Annotated in this window: 16 protein-coding genes and 1 tRNA gene; 8 read left to right on the forward strand and 9 right to left on the reverse strand. The window is 70.1% G+C overall.

All coding sequences use genetic code 11. The features are described from left to right. Window position 1: 1 nt before the first annotated feature. Together ACZ3IL_RS10985 and ACZ3IL_RS10990 are read right to left on the reverse strand one after the other, a co-directional pair. Entirely contained in the window at window positions 2-445 is a 444-nt protein-coding gene (locus ACZ3IL_RS10985) for a rhodanese-like domain-containing protein (protein WP_467388811.1), read from the reverse strand. Between the two features lie 866 nt (window positions 446-1,311). Next, on the reverse strand, window positions 1,312-1,533 hold the full coding sequence (locus tag ACZ3IL_RS10990; protein WP_467388813.1) for a hypothetical protein: 222 nt from the start codon (window positions 1,531-1,533) through the stop codon (window positions 1,312-1,314). Window positions 1,534-2,214: 681 nt separating this feature from the next. On the opposite strand from ACZ3IL_RS10990, the gene ACZ3IL_RS10995 reads away from it, so the two are divergent. Then, on the forward strand, window positions 2,215-5,325 hold the full coding sequence (locus tag ACZ3IL_RS10995; protein ID WP_467388815.1) for an FG-GAP-like repeat-containing protein: 3,111 nt from the start codon (window positions 2,215-2,217) through the stop codon (window positions 5,323-5,325). A gap of 389 nt (window positions 5,326-5,714) precedes the next feature. Here ACZ3IL_RS10995 and ACZ3IL_RS11000 read toward each other — a convergent pair whose 3' ends face one another. After that, window positions 5,715-6,653, reverse strand: coding sequence for an alpha/beta fold hydrolase (locus ACZ3IL_RS11000; protein ID WP_467388817.1), 939 nt, complete (start codon window positions 6,651-6,653; stop codon window positions 5,715-5,717). Window positions 6,654-6,780: 127 nt separating this feature from the next. Between ACZ3IL_RS11000 and ACZ3IL_RS11005 the strand changes: the two genes are divergently transcribed. Further along, the gene (locus tag ACZ3IL_RS11005) at window positions 6,781-7,416 is read left to right on the forward strand and encodes a TetR/AcrR family transcriptional regulator (RefSeq protein ID WP_467388819.1); all 636 of its coding nucleotides are present in this window, start codon (window positions 6,781-6,783) and stop codon (window positions 7,414-7,416) included. Window positions 7,417-7,756: 340 nt separating this feature from the next. On the opposite strand, the gene ACZ3IL_RS11010 is transcribed toward ACZ3IL_RS11005, so the two are convergent. Continuing rightward, window positions 7,757-7,830 (reverse strand) — tRNA-Gly (locus ACZ3IL_RS11010). A gap of 426 nt (window positions 7,831-8,256) precedes the next feature. Between ACZ3IL_RS11010 and dcd the strand changes: the two genes are divergently transcribed. Both dcd and ACZ3IL_RS11020 read left to right on the forward strand, forming a co-directional pair. Beyond that, window positions 8,257-8,832, forward strand: a complete 576-nt coding sequence (gene dcd / locus ACZ3IL_RS11015) for a dCTP deaminase (RefSeq protein WP_467388821.1) — start codon at window positions 8,257-8,259, stop codon at window positions 8,830-8,832. A 13-nt stretch (window positions 8,833-8,845) separates the two neighbouring features. Continuing rightward, window positions 8,846-9,343: a phosphoribosyltransferase gene (locus ACZ3IL_RS11020; RefSeq protein WP_467388823.1), complete on the forward strand. Its 498-nt coding sequence runs from the start codon at window positions 8,846-8,848 to the stop codon at window positions 9,341-9,343. 139 nt (window positions 9,344-9,482) lie between these two features. On the opposite strand, the gene ACZ3IL_RS11025 is transcribed toward ACZ3IL_RS11020, so the two are convergent. The 3 genes from ACZ3IL_RS11025 to ACZ3IL_RS11035 all read right to left on the reverse strand — a co-directional run bounded on the left by ACZ3IL_RS11025 (window position 9,483) and on the right by ACZ3IL_RS11035 (window position 13,473). Then, window positions 9,483-10,385 (reverse strand): Yip1 family protein, encoded by a 903-nt coding sequence (locus ACZ3IL_RS11025; RefSeq protein WP_467388825.1) that lies wholly within the window; start codon window positions 10,383-10,385, stop codon window positions 9,483-9,485. A 193-nt stretch (window positions 10,386-10,578) separates the two neighbouring features. Continuing rightward, on the reverse strand, window positions 10,579-12,834 hold the full coding sequence (locus tag ACZ3IL_RS11030) for a (Fe-S)-binding protein (protein ID WP_467388827.1): 2,256 nt from the start codon (window positions 12,832-12,834) through the stop codon (window positions 10,579-10,581). Between the two features lie 57 nt (window positions 12,835-12,891). Then, on the reverse strand, window positions 12,892-13,473 hold the full coding sequence (locus ACZ3IL_RS11035) for a sugar transferase (RefSeq protein ID WP_467388829.1): 582 nt from the start codon (window positions 13,471-13,473) through the stop codon (window positions 12,892-12,894). Window positions 13,474-13,878: 405 nt separating this feature from the next. On the opposite strand from ACZ3IL_RS11035, the gene dnaK reads away from it, so the two are divergent. Genes dnaK through ACZ3IL_RS11055 form a run of 4 tightly spaced genes read left to right on the forward strand, consistent with a single transcriptional unit; the run spans window position 13,879 to window position 18,027 of the window. Then, on the forward strand, window positions 13,879-15,723 hold the full coding sequence (dnaK, locus tag ACZ3IL_RS11040; protein ID WP_467388831.1) for a molecular chaperone DnaK: 1,845 nt from the start codon (window positions 13,879-13,881) through the stop codon (window positions 15,721-15,723). Continuing rightward, complete coding sequence (grpE, locus tag ACZ3IL_RS11045; protein ID WP_467388833.1) at window positions 15,720-16,382, forward strand: nucleotide exchange factor GrpE; 663 nt, start codon at window positions 15,720-15,722, stop codon at window positions 16,380-16,382. The genes dnaK and grpE overlap by 4 nt, the downstream gene beginning before the upstream one ends. A gap of 30 nt (window positions 16,383-16,412) precedes the next feature. Beyond that, on the forward strand, window positions 16,413-17,579 hold the full coding sequence (dnaJ, locus tag ACZ3IL_RS11050) for a molecular chaperone DnaJ (protein ID WP_467388835.1): 1,167 nt from the start codon (window positions 16,413-16,415) through the stop codon (window positions 17,577-17,579). 4 nt (window positions 17,580-17,583) lie between these two features. Further along, the gene (locus tag ACZ3IL_RS11055; RefSeq protein ID WP_467388837.1) at window positions 17,584-18,027 is read left to right on the forward strand and encodes a heat shock protein transcriptional repressor HspR; all 444 of its coding nucleotides are present in this window, start codon (window positions 17,584-17,586) and stop codon (window positions 18,025-18,027) included. 61 nt (window positions 18,028-18,088) lie between these two features. On the opposite strand, the gene ACZ3IL_RS11060 is transcribed toward ACZ3IL_RS11055, so the two are convergent. Together ACZ3IL_RS11060 and ACZ3IL_RS11065 are read right to left on the reverse strand one after the other, a co-directional pair. Then, window positions 18,089-18,559 carry a hypothetical protein gene (locus tag ACZ3IL_RS11060; protein ID WP_467388839.1) on the reverse strand — a complete coding sequence of 157 codons (471 nt, stop codon included), beginning with the start codon at window positions 18,557-18,559 and terminating at the stop codon, window positions 18,089-18,091. 5 nt (window positions 18,560-18,564) lie between these two features. After that, window positions 18,565-19,548: a helix-turn-helix transcriptional regulator gene (locus ACZ3IL_RS11065; RefSeq protein WP_467388841.1), complete on the reverse strand. Its 984-nt coding sequence runs from the start codon at window positions 19,546-19,548 to the stop codon at window positions 18,565-18,567. Between the last annotated feature and the right edge of the window lie 40 nt (window positions 19,549-19,588).

Here is a 19,588-nt window from a genome sequence, read left to right on the forward strand (position 1 = left end):
CCTAGACGGCGTTCGGGTTTCCGGTCTCGACCGGGAACCCGTCGCGCTTCCAGTATTCGAATCCGCCGATCATCTCCTTGACCCGGAATCCCAGCACGGCCAGCTTCGCGGCCCCCTTGGTGCCGGCGTTGCAGTCGGGTCCGAAGCCGTAGGTGACATAAGTGACGTCACGGTCGAGGCCGGCGACGTGTTCGGGCGAAAGATCCCGGTGCGGAAGGTTGAGCGCGCCAGGAATGTGGGCTTCCGCGTAGGACTCCGCGCTGCGCGTGTCGATGACGGCCACGCCCGGCACCTTGTGGGAGATGTCGTGCTCGACGTCCGAAGGGTCGCATTCGGAAGAGAGCTTCGCCAGGAAGTACGTCGCCGACATTTCGGACGAGGCGGGAACTCCGGCTATCTTGCTCTCGGCCTTCAGGAACTCGAAAAGCTCGTGACTTTTGGACACCGTCACTCCTCGGTGAAGATTTTCCGCTTCTGTGTGCAAGAGGATATGAGTTCGCCTGCGGTTTTTTCAAGAACGAGAAAATAAAGGAGAAGGTCCTGGTCTCGGCCCAGGGCCTCCATTCGCGAGCGGATGACGGAAATCAAGCCCGCGCCACAAGCGGGGGAATCACCCGGTGCTTGAACCCGCTGATGGCCCCTCACCTGCACGAACGTTCTGCGGTGGCTACGGCTGGGCTGCTTCGTCCTGCCCCTGGTCGACCGCTGTCCACCATCCCCGCCGGCACATTGCGGCACGGCCTTCCGGCCCCGGTGGGCGGGCCGTTCCGGCCTGTTGCGCGGCGCTCTTCGCCGGAGGGCTTCGGAGCCGTGTCGTCCAGGCGGACGCGAGGAGGGGGCGGACCTCGACGGTCTCCGGGGTGGGCGGGCTCCTGGCCGGTTCGACCGCGGTCCTTCTCGTCCACGACGGGTTCGTCCACGAGGAGCGCGGTGACGGCCTCGCTGGGACGCACGGCCCGCCCGACCGTCGAAGCGGTGGTCGGGGGGAGCGGCCTCACGGCGGTGTTCGTCGCAAGGGCCCCGGCGCATCCCCTCTGCCGAGGCCGCACTTCCGGATCGTCACACGTGAGAGTGCTCGATCCATGCTCGATCCGAGGCGGACGCCTGCGCGTCCTCGTCGAGCGGGAAGGCGTCGACCTCCTCGAAGTCAGGCGCCCGGAAGGGGGTCGTGGTGGGCTGCGGCGATGTCGCGGCGGCACAGGGGGACGCCCCTTCCGGAGCGGAGAACGGCGAGGTCAGATCGATGGGAGGGGTCCTCTTCAACGTGGGGCCATGAACGGATCTGGTGTGCCGTGACCGGGCACGGCGGTCCTACAGCTTGCTCATCTTGGCGTACGGACTCAGGATCCGCTCTTGCGCCGAGCCGAAATCCACGGCCGCCGCGATGCCGTCCTCGATGCCGATGACCCGGCCGAGGCCGTGCACGTCGTGTGTGACCTGGTCGCCTACGGCGAACTGCGGAGGAGGCGGCGCGACCTGGGCTTTGAAGGGGCTGGTGGGCAAAAAGCGCTTCGGTGCACTGGGCTTTGTCATTGCTGCCAGTATGCGCCCACGCGCACGTGCTGCGACCGTTCGCGTCCGCAGCGCGCGGCAGCCGAGGAGGGGCTCGCCGAAAACAACAGCCCCAGGTCGCTGACCTGGGGCTTCGTTCAAGAGCGGGTGACGGGAATCGAACCCGCGCCATAAGCTTGGGAATCACCGTTGCCCGGCCGGGATATCCTGCCTCTGACCTGCGAGAACATGTTCAGACGGCGCTCATTCCGCAGGCTCGTGGGCACCCGTGTCGACCGCTGTTGTCCGTCCTGAAGGACACGGTTGGGGCACGAGGGGCCGACGACCATCCTTGCTCCTCGTTGCCCACCGGGTCGCCGTGATCGCGCCGAGAAGGAGTGGGCCAGGGCCTCCGAATGAGCCTTCGCGCGCCCTGTGGATGCCCTCCGGGCACTGTTCGGTTCTGCTGTTAGCATCGCGGCGTTTGCATGAGGCGGTACGGCTGGGGGGCCTTTCGTCCGTACTCGCGTGGCTGGATGAGCCGACGCCGTGCGCCTCCTGCCTTATGCCCTGGGGAGGGACCTCGCTTTGGCTCGTACGAGCAATGCCCGGCTGCGTGGAAACGGCCGCATCCGTGCCGCTCTCGCGTTGGCGCTGGCGACGCTGACGGTGTCGGCATCGGGAATCACTGCACCGTCGGCGTTCGCCGACTCGGCCTCGGACGTGACCGTCCTGCCGGCGGCCCCACGCTTCTCGCCTCGCGCCACCTCGATCCTCAACGCGGGGGAGACCGGCTACCTGCTGGCGCAGGAAGACGACGACCGCCTGCTGTGGATCGACTACGCGACGGGCTCGGCGACACCTCTCGCCGTCACGCTACCCGAGAAGCCGCGCTACGACTTCGAGAACGGCTACTGGGACTACCGCCAGCGGCTGCCCCTCGGGGGCGGCGGCTACTACGGCGACGGCTCGGACACCGTCGCCCTCTACTCCGCCACACCCGTACCGCACGTGACGCTCCAGAAGGGCGCGGGCGTCGTGTTCGCCGACGTGGTGCTGCCCGAGGGGCAGTCGTACGTCGGAACGTTCGGCGACACGGTCCTGACCCGCACGGGCGAGGCGGACGCGCCGACCGGCTACCACCTGCTGCGCCACGAGGCCGGCAAGGTGACGGACACGCCGGTCACCGGCTTCCCCGAGGGGTCTGTGCTCATCAGGGTGGAGGACGCCGACGCGAAGTCGCTCATCCTCCGGTACTCGGAGCCGGCCAAGGACGGATGGGCGCGCTGGAGGATCGTGGACCTTGCGGACGGGGTGGCGAAGCCGCTCCCCGATCGTCCGGTTCCCGACCAGCCGTGGAGGGTGGACGGCTTCCGGCTCGGCGCCGGGACGATCCTGCGGAGTGGGACCGATCTCCTGGACCGTGCCGCTCCGGACACCGTGATCCGTACCGTCAACTCCGGCGTCGTCTCGTACAACGCGACCTTCGTCCCTGTCGGCACGGCTGTTCTGGCGGTCCGGCCGCAGAACGCCGGCGACAGCGAGTACCGGGGTTCGGAGCTGTGGAGCCTTCCGGGGGAGGACGAGGGCCTGAGCGCGCCCGTGCTGCAACAGGCCTACGCGCAGGTCGTCCTCGCACCCGACGGCACCGCACTCGTCGCCGGAGCGAAGACCGCGGACCCGAAGGGCGACATCGACTGGGCCGTGCATCGGCTCGTACCGACCGCCGACGGCGGGGTGGAGGCTCGCCGCCTTCGGACCGTCGATCCCATGCCCGCCCGCATTTACGGCCTCTCCCTGGGCAGCGGCATCCTCACCACGGCAGAGAACAGCACCTACTTCCAGCCCGGCGACTACTACGGCGTGTACCGGAGTACCTGGCTCAGCTCCACCGGCCGGCCGCAGCCGGTCCGCACGACCGTGGACGGGCTGCTGGGCATCGGCGGCGGGGGCTGCGACATGGATTCCGCACAGCGTTGTGTGCGGATGTGGGCGAGTGGTGACGGCTTCCACGGACAGATGGATGTCACCGACCAGGGGTACGCGCTGCTCCACAAGAACGGCGAGAGCGGCTGGGGCCCGCGCGTCGACGCGGACAGAGAGCGGCTGAACGACCTCTCCGGCCGGTTCGGTGTGGTCGTCAGCGGAGTCCCTGGTGACTCGCCGTCCGTCGTGGAGTTCAAGGAGCCCGAGGGCGGGACCGTCCTGGAACGGACTGACTACGCTCTGGCCGCGCTGTGGGGTTCCACCCTGTGGAGCGTCACCAAGGACAGCCCGAAGATCACGTCGAAGACGCTGCCGTCCGGTGCCGTCGGCGCGTCCTTCACCACGCCCAACGCGTGCGTTCCGACCAGCCTCCAGGCGGCGGGACGCTGGGTGTACTGGTCCTGCGAGGACAGCGAGTGGGGACCTGAGAAGGGGTCGGGCGTCTACGACCGCCTGACCAGGCGGACCATGCCCATTCCGGGACGCAACATCCGCAACGTCCTGCTCGGCGACGGCTACCTCGTCCGGCAGGTCAAGGGCGAGGGCCTGCGGCTCTACGACCTGCACGCCGGGCTTCCCGCCACCGGCTCCACCGTGCCCCAGCGCATTCTGGTGAGCCCCGCCGACCTCGGGCCGAACAACTGGCCCGGCGGGGGCTGGACCGTGGACCGCTTCGGCGGCCACGTCGCCTACGCCGGCGACGATCAGCGCGCCCGTATCGTCGGCACGGGGGTTCCCGCTCCGGCCGTCAACGTGATCGACTCCGTCGTCAGCGGCACGGCGCTCGACCTGACCGCCCCCGCCCCGCGCTGGTCGGGTACCTGGTGGACCTCCAAGCCCACCGGTGCATGGAACCTGTCGCTGAAGGAGTCCGCCACCGGGACCGTGGTCCGCACCGTCTCCGGCGCCGAGGCGCGCGGCCGCATCAATGCCGCTTGGGACGGCAAGAACGCCTCTGGACAGGTCGTGCGTAACGGTTCGTACAGCTGGACCCTGACCGCCAAGCCTGCCGATGGGGTCGGCGCCGATCTGACGGTGAGCGGTTCGGTGACCGTGACTGGTGGCGCTCCGGCACCCAAGCCGCTTCCCGCATGGCGTGATTTCAGCGGTGACGGCAAGGGCGACCTGCTCGCGCTGACCTCGGCCGGGGCACTGACCGTACGTACGGGTACGGGGACTGGTGGGCTCGGGACGGGGGCCTCGGCGACCGGATGGCCGGCGACGTCGACGGTCGTGCCGTTCGGGGACCTGTCGGGCGACCGGTGCAACGACGTGCTCGTGCGCAGTTCCGCGGGTGTGCTGACCCGATACGACGGAAGCTGTGGGAAGGCCTTCTCGACCGGCGGGCCCCGGCTGACGATCGGGTCGGGCTGGCAGATGTACAACATGCTGACCGTGCCCGGCGATCTGACCGGCGACGGCCGGACGGATCTCCTCGCCCGGACCCCGGCCGGTGAGCTGTGGATGTACGCCGCCGACGGCGCGGGGAAGTTCAAGGGGCGCGTGAAGCTGGGCGGCGGCTGGCAGATCTACAACTCGCTCGTCGGCACCGGCGATCTGAACGGCGACAAGGCAGGTGACCTGCTGGCCCGCGATGCCGCCGGTGACCTGTGGCGGTACTACGGCAACGGCAAGGGCACGCTGGGCGGCCGCGTGAAGGTGGGTACCGGCTGGCAGATCTACAACGCGCTCACGGGCGTCGGTGACATCACCGGCGACGGCAGAGCGGATCTGGTCGCCCGGGACACGGCTGGAGTGCTGTGGCGCTACAACGGGACCGGCGTGGGCACGTTCTCCGCGCGGGTGAAGATCGGCGGCGGCTGGCAGGTGTACAAGACGCTGTCCTGACCCGTGATGTGATGGCCGCGACGACCCGTTTCAGCCCCGTGGCCACCGCGCCCCCAGGACATGCGTCCGGGGGCGCGGTGGCCTGCGTGACTCACCGGGCGAACAGCCAGAGGCGCCCCGTAACGGTCGGCATCGGACCATGAAGAAGGCCCGGGTCTCTGACCTGGGCCTTCTCCCGAGAGCGGACGACGGGAATCGAACCCGCGCCATAAGCTTGGGAATCACCCGGTGCTTGGGCCTGCGTGTGGGTTCTGACCTGCGGAAACACCCCCAGCCGAGTTGTGCCGGTCGGTCCTGGCGGCTCCTGTGTTGACCGCTGTTCACCGCCCCTACTGGCACGTTGTGGCACGGCGCGGGCGTCGCCGACGCGTTTTCCCCCTGTCGTAGCCCTATGCGTCGGCCGCAGCAGGGTCGAGGGAGTCGACGTCCTCCATGAAGGACAGCATCCGGGCGTTGACCACGTCGGGGTGGTCGATCTGCGGGCCGTGCCCCGTCGCGGTGATGATCTCGGCGCGGGCTCCGGGAACAAGGCGCGGAACGCGTTCCAGCTGCCGCTTGGGGTGTACGAGCAGGCTGTGCTTGCCCATGATGACGTAGAGCGGGGTCCGGATGGATCGCAGCGCCTCCTCGGCCAGCGGCAGCGGTGCGGGGCGGCGGATCCGGTACGCGCGGGCGCCGAGCTGGATCCACTTGCGCATCTCGGGGACGGCGATGACCGGCTGGTCCAGCCACTTGGCGAGCCGGGGGCGCAGCGCCTTGGGGGCGAGGGTGGCGAACAGGCTCACGAAGACCCAGGCGAAGAAGCGCAGGCCGACCTTCTCCAGGCCGCCGGGGTCGAGGGCGGTGACCGAGGCGAGCCGTCCGGGTCGGAGGTGGGCCTGGTTGAGCACGAGCCAGCCGCCGTAGGAGGAGCCGACGAGGTGGACCCGGTCGAGGCCGAGTGCGTCGAGGGCCTCGTCCATCCACTGGGCGGCGCGCTCGGGCTGCCACATGGGCTCGCGGTGGATGCTGCGGTTCGCGTCGCCCGGGGTGTCGAGGGCGTAGACGGGGCGGTCGAGGCTGAGGCCGGGGGTGTTGGGGTACCACATCGCCGAGCTGTAGCCGGCGCCGTGGATCAGGACGATCGGGGTCCGGGAGCCGGCGGCGGGGTCCGAGGGGCCGTACCGGTAGACGTGGGTGGTGCCGAAGCTCGTCTCGACGTCCGTCTCGGAGCGGGCGGGTGCCCCCATTGCGTAGAGGACGTCGGCGGCGGCGAAGTAGCGGTCGCGCAGGGTGTCGTTGACGTAGCGGCCGACGTCGCGGCGTACGCGGGCGGTGTTCTCGGGCACGGCGGCGCCTCCGGTGAAGATCCGTTCTTCGTGGTACGACCGTATCACCAATGTGGTACATCGGTATCATGAAGGGGTTCGGGCAGCGGAGCACGAACCCACCATCGACAGGCGGAGACGCGGGAACATGCCGAAGCGTGTGGATCACGAGGAGCGGCGCGCCCAGATCGCCGAGGCCCTCATCCGGGTCGCGGCGCGGCGGGGGCTGCATGCCGTCGGCATGCGCGACGTGGCTGCGGAGGCCGGTGTGTCGCTCCGGCTCGTGCAGTACTACTTCGATACCAAGGAGAAGCTTCTCCTCTACGGCCTCCAGCACCTGACCGACCGCTTCACCGCGAGGGTGGGTGCCCACTTGGCCGCTGTCGGCCCGGACCCGGGCCCTCGCGTCACGGTGGAGGCGCTGCTGCTGGCCTCGCTGCCGACCGACGAGGAGAGCCGCGCGTTCCACCTGCTGTACAGCTCCTACGCGATCCTGTCGGTGACCGACGAAGCGCTGGCCGCCCAGCCTTTCATCGACAACCCCGACGCCGCGGAGAACACCATGACGGGACTCCTCGAGCAGGCGCAGGGGGCCGGCCTGGCTGACCCGGACGCCGACGCGCGCACGGAGGCGATCAGCCTGCTCGCGATGGCGGCGACCATGGGTACCAGCATCCTCGTGGGCCAGCGGAGTCCGGAGTCGGCGATCGCGGTGCTCCGCCACCACCTGGACCGGATCTTCACGGCTGCCGGGACGTCCGAGAGGGGAGCGGGCTCAACCTGACGTGTCGCGAAGCACTCGCGCGCGGCGCAGAGTGAGGTGCCGATCTGTACCGGTCCGGCGGACGTGGAGTCGGGCAGGGTGTCGAATCGGGCATGAGGAGCGGCGTCGGAGCTCGGGGTTCCTGCCGTACGAGGAACAGGAGATGGCGGGCTTCGGACCGCCCAGGAACCGCCCCGGCCTGCGCGATGCGGCGCCCTGACCGGATCTGACGCGGATCCCCACGTCAGCCGAGCACCAACTGAGGGCCATGCGGGGGCCCATGCGGTGCACAGGTGGTGCGAGGCTCGGATCTGGATCGGGCAACAAACAAGCCCCAGGTCTCTGACCTGGGGCTTTGTCATGGAGCGGATGACGGGAATCGAACCCGCGCTATAAGCTTGGGAAGCTCATGTTCTACCATTAAACTACATCCGCGCAGCGGCCGGATGATCCCTGCCGCATCGTTGCACACTGTACCCCATGCTCCCCAGCGGGCGAAGCCGCCGGTCCCGGGGGCGCGTGCGGAGTGCCGTCCGGGGGCGAGGGTCCCGATCCCCTAGGGTGGCTTCTCGTTCGCCGCACGTGTAGGGGAAGGGACTTGATGGGTCCGATGGAGCGCACCGTCGTCCGCTGTGCCGAAGGGCACGTGTTCAGTACCGCCTCGTTCCCGCTCCAGCAGCTCGGGGCCGGACGGATCGGGCCCGGGCGGCTCATCCGGTGTCCGCGGTGTGCGCGGTTGCGGCACGCGGTGCCGGTGGAACTCGAACGGCGCTGACCGCGCCGGCGGTGCCGGGGAAGCGTCCGGGGGCGCGGAGTCCTGCCGATTGGGGCAGGTCCGCGCCCTCTGCGTATCGTGGGGGCGTGCTTCTCTCAGACAAGGACATCCGGGCCGAGATCGATGCCGGGCGGGTGCGCATCGACCCGTACGACGAATCCATGGTGCAGCCCTCGAGCATCGACGTGAGGCTTGACCGCTTCTTCCGGGTGTTCGAGAACCACCGTTACCCGCACATCGACCCCGCCGTCGAGCAGCTCGACCTGACGCGCGAGGTCGAGCCGGAGGGCGACGAGGCGTTCATTCTGCACCCGGGCGAGTTCGTCCTGGCCTCCACCTACGAGGTCATCACCCTCCCGGACGACATCGCGTCCCGGCTCGAGGGGAAGAGCTCCCTGGGGCGGCTCGGGCTGGTGACCCACTCGACCGCCGGGTTCATCGACCCCGGTTTCTCCGGGCACGTGACCCTGGAGCTGTCGAACCTCGCCACCCTGCCGATCAAGCTCTGGCCGGGGATGAAGATCGGGCAGCTGTGCCTGTTCCGGCTCAGCTCGCCCGCCGAGTACCCCTACGGGAGCGAGCGGTACGGCTCGCGGTACCAGGGCCAGCGGGGGCCGACGGCGTCCCGCTCGTACATGAACTTCCATCGGACCCAGGTGTGAGGCGGTCGCAGTCATGAGTGAAGTACGCGAGAACCTGACGTACGAGGGATTCGGGCGCGCCGTCCGCGAGCTGGCGCAGTCCATCGCCGACGACGGCTACGAGCCCGACGTCGTCCTCTCCATCGCCCGTGGCGGCGTCTTCGTGGCCGGCGGCCTGGCCTACGCCCTCGACTGCAAGAACATCCACCTCGTGAACGTGGAGTTCTACACCGGGGTGGGGACGACCCTGGAGATGCCCGTCATGCTGGCGCCCGTCCCCAACGTGATCGACTTCTCCGACAAGAAGGTCCTGATCGCCGACGACGTCGCCGACACCGGCAAGACCCTCAAGCTCGTCCACGACTTCTGCGTCGACCACGTCGCCGAGGTCCGCTCGGCCGTCGTCTACGAGAAGTCGCACTCCCTCGTGAAGTGCGAGTACGTGTGGAAGAAGACGGACGACTGGATCAACTTCCCCTGGTCGGTCGAGCCGCCCGTCGTCAAGCGCGAGGGCCAGATCCTCGACGCCTGAGCCCACGACAGGACGCCCACGGACGCCAGGACGTCACGGACGCCCACGGGCGGCCACGGACGTCACGGACGCGCGAAAGGCCCCCACCGCACCCGGTGGGGGCCTTTCCGTCGTCCTCGCCGTCCTCGCCGCCCGCGTGCTACAGCGTGCCCAGCTTGATCAGACTCAGGAGCGCCACCAGCTGGATCGCCGACGCGCCCAGGGCCTTCGGCCAGGGCAGGTCGTGGGAGCGGCTCACCATCGCGGTGAAGAGCACGCCCGCCGCCAGCCAGGTCAGCCAGCCGATGACCTGGACCAGGCCGTTCTCGCCGCCCAGGAAGAGCGCGAAGACCAGCCGGGGCGCGTCCGTGAGGGACATGATCAGCATCGACAGGCCGACGGTCGGCTGCCACATCCCGTCGCCGCCGAGCTGGCGGGCGAGGGTGTGGGTGACCGCGCCCAGGACTAGCCCGCCGACGACGAAGCCGAAGGCGACCATCAGGACGTACGGGATCACCGTCGACAGGGTGGCGTTGATCGCCTCCTCGCGGGCCGTGTCGAAGCCGAAGATCGCCAGCAGGCCGTAGAGGGAGGTGACGATCAGCGCCGGTCCCCAGACGGCGTGGTCCCGCATCCGCAGGAACGTGTCCGCCGGGCGCAGCACGATGCCGCTCAGGAGCGCCTTCCAGGGGAGCCGGGGGCCCACCGGGGCGGGCGCCGCGCCGGGCGGGGGGCCCGCGGCCGGGCCGTACGGGTCGTCCACGCTGAACATCTGCGTGTGGCCCGGGTTGTTCGCCGCGGCCGCGTGCGGGTGCTGCGGCTGGTGCCCGTACGGGTCGCCGAAGTACTCCGGCTCGCCGTAGGGCTGCTGCCCGGGCCGGCCCTGCCGGTCCTGCTGTCCGTACCCCTGCTGCCCGTACGGCGCGGGGCCCTGGCCCTGCGGGGGCCACGGCTGCCGCGCGTGGGGCGGCGGCGGGGCCGCGTCGTACCCGTACGGCGCCTGCTGCGCCTGCTGCTGCGGGGGGCGGTTGTCCCGGCCGCGTCCGTTCCTGAATCCAGCCACGTCAATGAACGTACCCGCTTCCGCCGCCGGGGTGCTCCTTTGCGGCTGACCTGTGACATCCCCTAGGGGACGCGGGAGGGGCGGGGAGAGGGGAAGGGGAGGGGAGAGGGGGGGAGGGGCGGGGGCGCGGGAACGGGGACGGCCGCCCCGCGTGACGCGTGCGGGGCGGCCGTTCGTTTTCTCGGCGGGCGGGTCAGGCGGCCGGTTCGGGCTCCTGCTCCTCCGCCGGCTCGGGGTCGACCGGGGTCTTCACCGAGTCGAGGAGCAGCTGGGCGACGTCCACGACCGTGACGGACTCCTTGGCCTTGCCCTCGTTCTTCTTGCCGTTGACCGAGTCGGTCAGCATGACGAGGCAGAACGGGCAGGCGGTGGAGACGATGTCCGGGTTCAGGGAGAGGGCCTCGTCGACGCGCTCGTTGTTGATGCGCTTGCCGATCCGCTCCTCCATCCACATCCGGGCACCGCCGGCGCCGCAGCAGAAGCCGCGCTCCTTGTGGCGGTGCATCTCCTGCTGGCGCAGGCCGGGGACGGCGGACATGATCTCGCGCGGCGGCGTGTAGACCTTGTTGTGGCGGCCCAGGTAGCAGGGGTCGTGGTAGGTGATCAGGCCGTCGACCGGGGTCACCGGGGTCAGCCTGCCCTCGTCGATGAGGTGCTGGAGCAGCTGGGTGTGGTGGATGACCTCGAACTCGCCGCCGAGCTGTGGGTACTCGTTGGCGATGGTGTTGAAGCAGTGCGGGCAGGTGGCGACGATCTTCTTGGCCGACTTCGGCTTCTTCGTCTCCGGGTCCTCGTCGTCCTCGCCGAACGCCATGTTCAGCATGGCGACGTTCTCCTGGCCGAGCTGCTGGAACAGCGGCTCGTTGCCCAGGCGGCGGGGGGAGTCACCGGTGCACTTCTCCTCGCCGCCCATGATCGCGAACTTGACGCCCGCGATGTGGAGGAGTTCGGCGAAGGCCTTGGTGGTCTTCTTGGCCCGGTCCTCCAGGGCGCCGGCGCAGCCGACCCAGTACAGGTAGTCGACCTCGGTGAGGTCCTCGACGTCCTTGCCGACGATCGGGACCTCGAAGTCGACCTCCTTGGTCCACTCGACGCGCTGCTTCTTCGCCAGGCCCCAGGGGTTGCCCTTCTTCTCCAGGTTCTTGAGCATCGTGCCCGCCTCGGACGGGAACGCGGACTCGATCATCACCTGGTAGCGGCGCATGTCGACGATGTGGTCGATGTGCTCGATGTCGACCGGGCACTGCTCGACGCAGGCGCCGCAGGTGGTGCAGGACCACAGGACGTCGGGGTCGATGACGCCGTTCTCCTCGACGGTGCCGACGAGGGGGCGCTCGGCCTCGGCCAGGGCCGACGCCGGGACGTCCTTCAGCTGCTCCTCGGTCGCCTTCTCGTCGCCCTCCATGGTCTTGCCGCCGCCCGCGAGCAGGTACGGCGCCTTGGCGTGCGCGTGGTCGCGCAGCGACATGATCAGGAGCTTGGGGGAGAGGGGCTTGCCGGTGTTCCAGGCGGGGCACTGCGACTGGCAGCGGCCGCACTCGGTGCAGGTGGAGAAGTCCAGCAGGCCCTTCCAGGAGAACTGCTCGACCTGGGAGACGCCGAAGACGGCGTCCTCGGCCGGGTCCTCCCAGTCGATCTCCTTGCCGCCGCTGGTCATCGGCCGGAGCGCGCCGAGCGCGGTGGAGCCGTCGGCGTTGCGCTTGAACCAGATGTTCGGGAAGGCCAGGAAGCGGTGCCAGGCGACGCCCATGTTCGTGTTGAGCGAGACCACGATCATCCAGATCATGGTGGTGCTCAGCTTGATCATGGCGAAGAGGTAGACCAGGTTCTGCAGCGCGGCGACGCTCAGGCCCTTGAAGGCCAGGACCAGCGGGTACGAGGCGAAGTACGCGGCCTCGTAGTGGTCCACGTGGTGGAGCGCGCCCTCCAGGCCGCGCAGCACGTAGATCGCCAGGCCGATGGTGAGGATGACGTACTCGACGAAGTACGCCTGGCCGGCCTTGGAGCCGGCGAAGCGCGACTTGCGGCCCGCCCGGCCCGGGAGGCTGAGGAGCCGGATCACGGTCAGGGTCGCGATGCCGAGGATGGTCATCGTGCCGATGAACTCGATGTACAGCTCGTACGGCAGGAACCCGCCGATGACCGGCAGCGTCCAGTCGGCCCGGAACAGCTGGCCGTAGGCGGTGACGATCGTCGGGGGCAGGGTCAGGAAGCCGACCGCGACGAACCAGTGGGCGAAGCCGACGACGCCCCAGCGGTTCATGCGCGTGTGGCCGAGGAACTCCCTGACCAGGGTCACGCTCCGCTGGTACGGGTTGTCGGTCCGGGTGCCGGCCGGGACGGGCTGGCCGAGCTTGAAGTGGCGGACGAACTGGCCGACGGCGCGAGCGAGCAGGGCAACGCCGACCACGGTCAGCGTCAGCGACACAATGATCGCGGCGAGTTGCATGACGGGCTCCTCGAGCGGGCCCGCTCAGTGCCTGAGCTGAGCCTACTAAGCGGTAACTTATCTAGTCCGTGCTGAGATTACCCGTTCGGGGCCCGTGGCGCAGCGGCCCTCGCGGTGATCTGTGTCGCTCAGGCGACCCTTGCCGCGCGCGCCCGCGCGGGACGCCGCCCGGCGTCGGCGGACTGCTGGAAGCGTACGCGCCAGGACGGCCAGGTCCATCCCGAGCCAGTGGTGGTCCACGTAGTGGAGGTCGAGCAGCTCGCGCTCCTCCCACGGCAGGTCCGACCGCCCGCTGATCTGCCACGGTCCGGTCAGCCCCGGACGCACCGAGAGCCGGCGGCGCCCCTCGCCCGCGCACTCGCGGTGGCCCGGTGTCAGCGGGCACGGGCCGACCAGCGACATCCGTCCCGTCACGACGTGCAGCAGCAGGGGCAGCGCGGCCAGCGGGCTCTTCGTGCGGAAGGTCAGCATCGTGAAGGGCCGCCCCTCCAGGCCCGCCACCGTCCGGCGGCGCAGCACCCCGCCGCCGGGGGACGCCGAGCCGAGGGCGACCGAGAGGGCGACGGCGGCCAGCAGCGGGGAGAGGACGGCGAGGAGGGCGAGGGCGCCCAGGACGTCGAACGCGCGCTTGGCCGTCATGCGCCGCTCCCTTTACCGCGCGGGACGAGCGTTCGCCGCACCCTTCCGGGCGGTACGGGCACCGCCCGCCCCTTTCGGGGTGGGACGAACGGGAATCGTCGGACATTCATGGAATATGCCTGCTATGCCCGGGAAGGGGCACCCGGACTCTCTCACGGGGCACCCCGCCGGAGCGGGGAATGACGCGCGTCCTCCCGGTGCGGCGGTCCTTGGGGCGCGTGGCGGCTCCCCGGGGCGTCGCGGTTCTTCGAGTGGCGTGGCGGCTCTTCGGATGACGTGACGGCCCTTTGAGTGGAGGGAAGACCGAAGAGTTGAGTCGCATCGACTCACGTCTGTTGACTCGATGCCGGGTGTGGTGCATCCTTGAGCCAGTACCACTCAAGTCAGGCAGCTGGAGGAATCGAAATGGCACGTGCGGTCGGCATCGACCTGGGCACGACTAACTCCGTCGTCAGCGTTCTGGAAGGCGGCGAGCCCACCGTCATCACCAACGCCGAGGGCGCCAGGACCACGCCGTCCGTCGTCGCCTTCGCGAAGAACGGCGAGGTGCTCGTCGGCGAGGTCGCCAAGCGCCAGGCGGTCACCAACGTCGACAGGACCATCCGGTCGGTCAAGCGCCACATGGGCACCGACTGGAAGATCGAGATCGACGGCAAGAACTTCAACCCGCAGCAGATGAGCGCCTTCATCCTGCAGAAGCTGAAGCGCGACGCCGAGGCGTACCTGGGCGAGAAGGTCGTCGACGCGGTCATCACCGTTCCGGCCTACTTCAACGACTCCGAGCGCCAGGCCACCAAGGAGGCCGGCGAGATCGCGGGCCTCAACGTCCTGCGCATCGTCAACGAGCCGACCGCGGCCGCCCTGGCCTACGGCCTCGACAAGGACGACCAGACGATCCTCGTCTTCGACCTCGGTGGCGGCACCTTCGACGTGTCCCTCCTGGAGATCGGCGACGGCGTCGTCGAGGTGAAGGCCACCAACGGCGACAACCACCTCGGTGGTGACGACTGGGACCAGCGCGTCGTCGACTACCTGGTGACGCAGTTCCAGAACGGCCACGGCGTGGACCTGGCCAAGGACAAGATGGCGCTCCAGCGCCTGCGCGAGGCGGCCGAGAAGGCCAAGATCGAGCTCTCGTCCTCGACCGAGACCACGATCAACCTGCCCTACATCACGGCCTCCGCCGAGGGCCCGCTGCACCTGGACGAGAAGCTCACGCGCGCCCAGTTCCAGCAGCTCACCCAGGACCTCCTGGAGCGCTGCAAGGTGCCGTTCCACAACGTCATCAAGGACGCGGGCATCCAGCTCTCCGAGATCGACCACGTCGTCCTCGTCGGCGGCTCGACCCGCATGCCGGCCGTCGCCGAGCTGGTCAAGGAGCTGACCGGCGGCCGCGAGGCCAACAAGGGCGTCAACCCGGACGAGGTCGTCGCCATCGGCGCCGCCCTCCAGGCCGGTGTCCTCAAGGGCGAGGTCAAGGACGTCCTGCTCCTCGACGTCACCCCGCTGTCCCTCGGCATCGAGACCAAGGGCGGCATCATGACCAAGCTCATCGAGCGCAACACCACGATCCCGACCAAGCGGTCCGAGATCTTCACGACGGCCGAGGACAACCAGCCGTCCGTGCAGATCCAGGTCTACCAGGGCGAGCGCGAGATCGCGGCGTACAACAAGAAGCTCGGGATGTTCGAGCTGACCGGTCTGCCGCCGGCCCCGCGCGGCGTCCCGCAGATCGAGGTCGCCTTCGACATCGACGCCAACGGCATCATGCACGTGACCGCGAAGGACCTGGGCACGGGCAAGGAGCAGAAGATGACCGTCACCGGCGGCTCCTCGCTGCCGAAGGACGAGGTCGACCGGATGCGCCAGGAGGCCGAGCAGTACGCGGAGGAGGACCACCGCCGCCGCGAGGCCGCCGAGTCCCGCAACCAGGGCGAGCAGCTCGTCTACCAGACGGAGAAGTTCCTCAAGGACAACGAGGACAAGGTCCCCGGTGACGTCAAGACCGAGGTCGAGGGCGCTCTCGCCGAGCTGAAGGAGAAGCTCAAGGGCGAGGACACCGCCGAGATCCGCACGGCCACCGAGAAGGTCGCCGCCGTCTCGCAGAAGCTCGGCCAGGCGCTGTACGCCGACGCCCAGGGCGCGCAGGCCGCCGGCGGCGACGCCGGTGCCGGCCAGGCGAAGGCGGACGACGACGTCGTCGACGCCGAGATCGTCGACGACGAGCCCAAGAAGGGTGGCCAGGCGTGACCGAGGAGACCCCGGGCTTCGAGGAGAAGCCCGACGTCCCCTCCGGCGCCACCCCTGACGACGCCGCCGAGGCCGTCGAGAACTCCGCCCAGGAGGACGCGACGGCCCCGGCCGGGGACGCGAACAGCCAGAAGACGGCCGCCGCCGCGGGCCTCACCGCCCAGCTGGACCAGGCCCGTTCCGCGCTCGACGAGCGCACCGCGGACCTCCAGCGGCTCCAGGCCGAGTACCAGAACTACCGCCGCCGCGTGGAGCGGGACCGGGTCACGGTCAAGGAGATCGCCGTCGCGAGCCTCCTGTCCGAGCTCCTTCCCGTGCTCGACGACGTCGGCCGGGCCCGGGACCACGGCGAACTCGTGGGCGGGTTCAAGTCGGTGGCCGAATCGCTGGAGACCGTCGTCGCCAAGATGGGTCTGCAGCAGTTCGGCAAGGAGGGCGAGCCCTTCGACCCGACGATCCACGAGGCCCTGATGCACTCGTACGCGCCGGACGTCACCGAGACGACCTGCGTGGCGATCCTGCAGCCCGGGTACCGGATCGGCGAGCGGACCATCAGGCCCGCGCGCGTGGCCGTCGCCGAGCCCCAGCCGGGCGCGGCCCCGGCCAAGGACGAGAAGAAGTCGGCCGACGAGGAGAGCGGTGCCCCCGAGGAGGGGTGACGCAACGATCGTCCGGAAGGAGGGACGTCGATGAGCACGAAGGACTTCGTCGAGAAGGACTACTACAAGGTTCTCGGCGTCCCCAAGGACGCCACCGAGGCCGAGATCAAGAAGGCGTACCGGAAGCTCGCACGCGAGAACCACCCGGACGCCAACAAGGGCGACACCAGGGCCGAGGAGCGCTTCAAGGAGATCTCCGAGGCGAACGACGTCCTCGGCGACCCCAAGCGGCGCAAGGAGTACGACGAGGCCCGCGCCCTCTTCGGGAACGGCGGCCTCAGGGGCGGCGGTCCCGGGGGCGGCTCGTTCAACTTCGACCTGGGCGACCTCTTCGGAGGCGCCCAGGGCGGGTCCGGCGGGTTCGGCGGTGGCGGCATCGGGGACGTGTTCGGCGGCCTGTTCAACCGGGGCGGGGGCGGGGCGCGCACCCAGCCGCGGCGCGGCCAGGACATCGAGTCCGAGGTGACGCTCAGCTTCACCGAGGCGATCGAGGGCGCGACCGTACCGCTGCGGATGTCCAGCCAGCAGCCGTGCGCGGCGTGTTCGGGCACCGGCGACAAGAACGGCACGCCCCGGGTGTGCCCGACCTGCGTCGGCACCGGCCAGGTGTCGCGCGGCAGCGGCGGCGGCTTCTCCCTCACCGACCCCTGCGTCGACTGCAAGGGGCGCGGCCTCATCGCCGAGGACCCCTGCGAGGTCTGCAAGGGCAGCGGCCGGGCCAAGTCCTCCCGCACCATGCAGGTCCGCATCCCGGCGGGCGTCTCCGACGGGCAGCGGATCAGGCTGCGCGGCAAGGGGACCCCGGGCGAGCGCGGCGGGCCCAACGGCGACCTGTACGTCGTCGTGCACGTCGACGCCCACCCGGTCTTCGGCCGCAAGGACGACAACCTCACCGTCACGGTGCCGGTCTCCTTCACGGAGGCGGCGCTCGGCGGCGAGATCAGGGTGCCGACCCTCGGCGGTCCCGCGGTCACGCTCAAGCTGCCCGCGGGCACGCCGAACGGCCGCACCATGCGCGCCCGGGGCAAGGGCGCGGTCCGCAAGGACGGTACGCGCGGCGACCTCCTCGTCACGGTCGAGGTCGCCGTGCCGAAGGAGCTGGACGACAAGGCACGCGAGGCCCTGGAGACCTACCGCGAGGCGACCGCCTCCGAGGACCCGCGGGCCGAGCTGTTCCAGGCCGCGAAGGGAGCGTGACCCGGTGGAAGGGCGCCGACGCAATCCGTACGAACTGACCGACGAGTCGCCGGTGTACGTCATCTCGGTGGCGGCCCAGCTCTCCGGTCTGCATCCCCAGACCCTCCGTCAGTACGACCGGCTCGGCCTGGTCTCCCCGGACCGCACGGCCGGCCGGGGACGGCGCTACTCGGCCCGTGACATCGAACTGCTCCGCCAGGTGCAGCAGTTGTCGCAGGACGAGGGGATCAATCTGGCCGGGATCAAGCGCATCATCGAGCTGGAGAACCAGGTCGCGGCGCTCCAGAGCCGGATCGCCGAGCTGTCGGCGGCCCTCGACGGCGCGGCGGCGGCGATGCGGCAGCGCGAGGCCCAGGTGCACGCCTCCTACCGGCGCGACCTCGTGCCGTACCAGGACGTGCAGCAGGCGAGCGCGCTGGTGGTCTGGCGCCCCAAGCGCGGCGAATAGTCCCCGCGGTACGCGTGAGGCCCCCTCCACGACGGTGGAGGGGGCCTCACGCGCGTCCGGGTCAGGGGATCAGCTCGGCGACGATCTCGCCGACCGTCTCGAACCAGGGCGCGGCCCCCGTGCCGAACGCGGCGGCCAGGGCGGTGCCGAGGGCGATGTCGAGGGGGGCCGCGCCGGGCTCCCACGCGTCGGTGACCCGGCCGTCGCCGGAGGAGGTCAGGGTGCCGGTCCGCCGCCCGTTCCGGGTGAGCCGGCTGTCGGTGTGGCCGCAGGGCGTCAGCCGGTGGCGGACGCCGCCGGCGGTCCGCACGTCCACGCGGTAGGAGCGCCGCAGCAGCCGTCCCCGGGCGGGCCGGATCGCGGCGGGCTCCCCGTCGACGGTCAGGGTCAGCAGGGCCGCCTTCCGGGTCCCTATCGGGGTGTGGTTGTCGGGGGCGGTCCCGGGGGCCCGCACGAGTTCCACGGTGGGCAGCCCGTGTCCGGAGACCCGGAGGGTGCCGGCGGGCCCGTCGAGGTCGACGCGTACGTACACGGCGGTCAGTCCTCCCGTTCGAGAAGGCCGGACTGGGCGATGAGGTAGCCCAGCTGGGCCCGGCTCCCGCTGCCGAGGGCGGCGGCGAGTTTGGCGATGTGGGCCCGGCAGGTGCGCACGTTCATGCCGAGCCGGCGGGCGATGGCCTCGTCCACGTGGCCCTCGACGAGGAGCTTGGCGATGGAGCGCTGGACGCCGCCTATGCCGTCCACGGACGGGCTGTAGGGGATCTCCTCCTCCCAGGGCACGCCGTGCAGCCAGAACTGGTCGAAGACGCCGACGAGGTACTGCACGAGCCCTTCGTGGCGCAGTTCCAGGGCGACCTGGCGGTCGCTGCGCGCCGGCACGAAGGCGACCTTGCGGTCGACGATGATCAGGCGGTCGATGATCTCCTCGAGGGTGCGGACCTCCAGGCCGTGGGGGCTGATGCGCTCGACGTACCCCATGGTCGCGGAGTGGTGGCGGGCGGTGTGCTGGTAGAGGGTCCGCATCCGTATGCCGCGCGCCACGAGCGGTTCCACGCGGCGCAGCCCCGCCTGGACGACCTCGGGCTTGCGCCCGCTGCCGGGCTGGATGGTGAGGAGTTCCTCGGCGCACTCGTTGATGACCCGGTCGAGGGTCGCGTTGATGAGGCTGAGGCCTTCGAGGACGGTGATGACCTGGGTGGCGGCCGGGTCCGGAGCGTGGATCGTCATGAACGGCTCGAACGTGTCGGCCAGGGATATGGCCTCCTGGCGCCGCTTCTGTATCTCCTGCTCGATGGGGTGGATCAGCTTGTTGAGCGCGATGGAGGGCGGGACGGGCCGCAGCCACTGGCTCTCGTCCGGGTCGGGGTGCAGCAGGGCGAGGTCGACCAGGCAGGGGGCCCGTTCGGCGTCCGCCCGGGACACGCGGCCGGCTCTCAGCGCGGCGGCGTAGAGGAGCTTTCCCGCGTCGCACAGCTCTTCCGGGCCGTGCGCGCTGCCCGTTTCGCAGCGTTTGGGCTCCATTTGCGCCCCCCTCAGGGTCCTGAATTACAGGAACATGATG

The organism is Streptomyces sp. NPDC014907, from assembly GCF_055562975.1.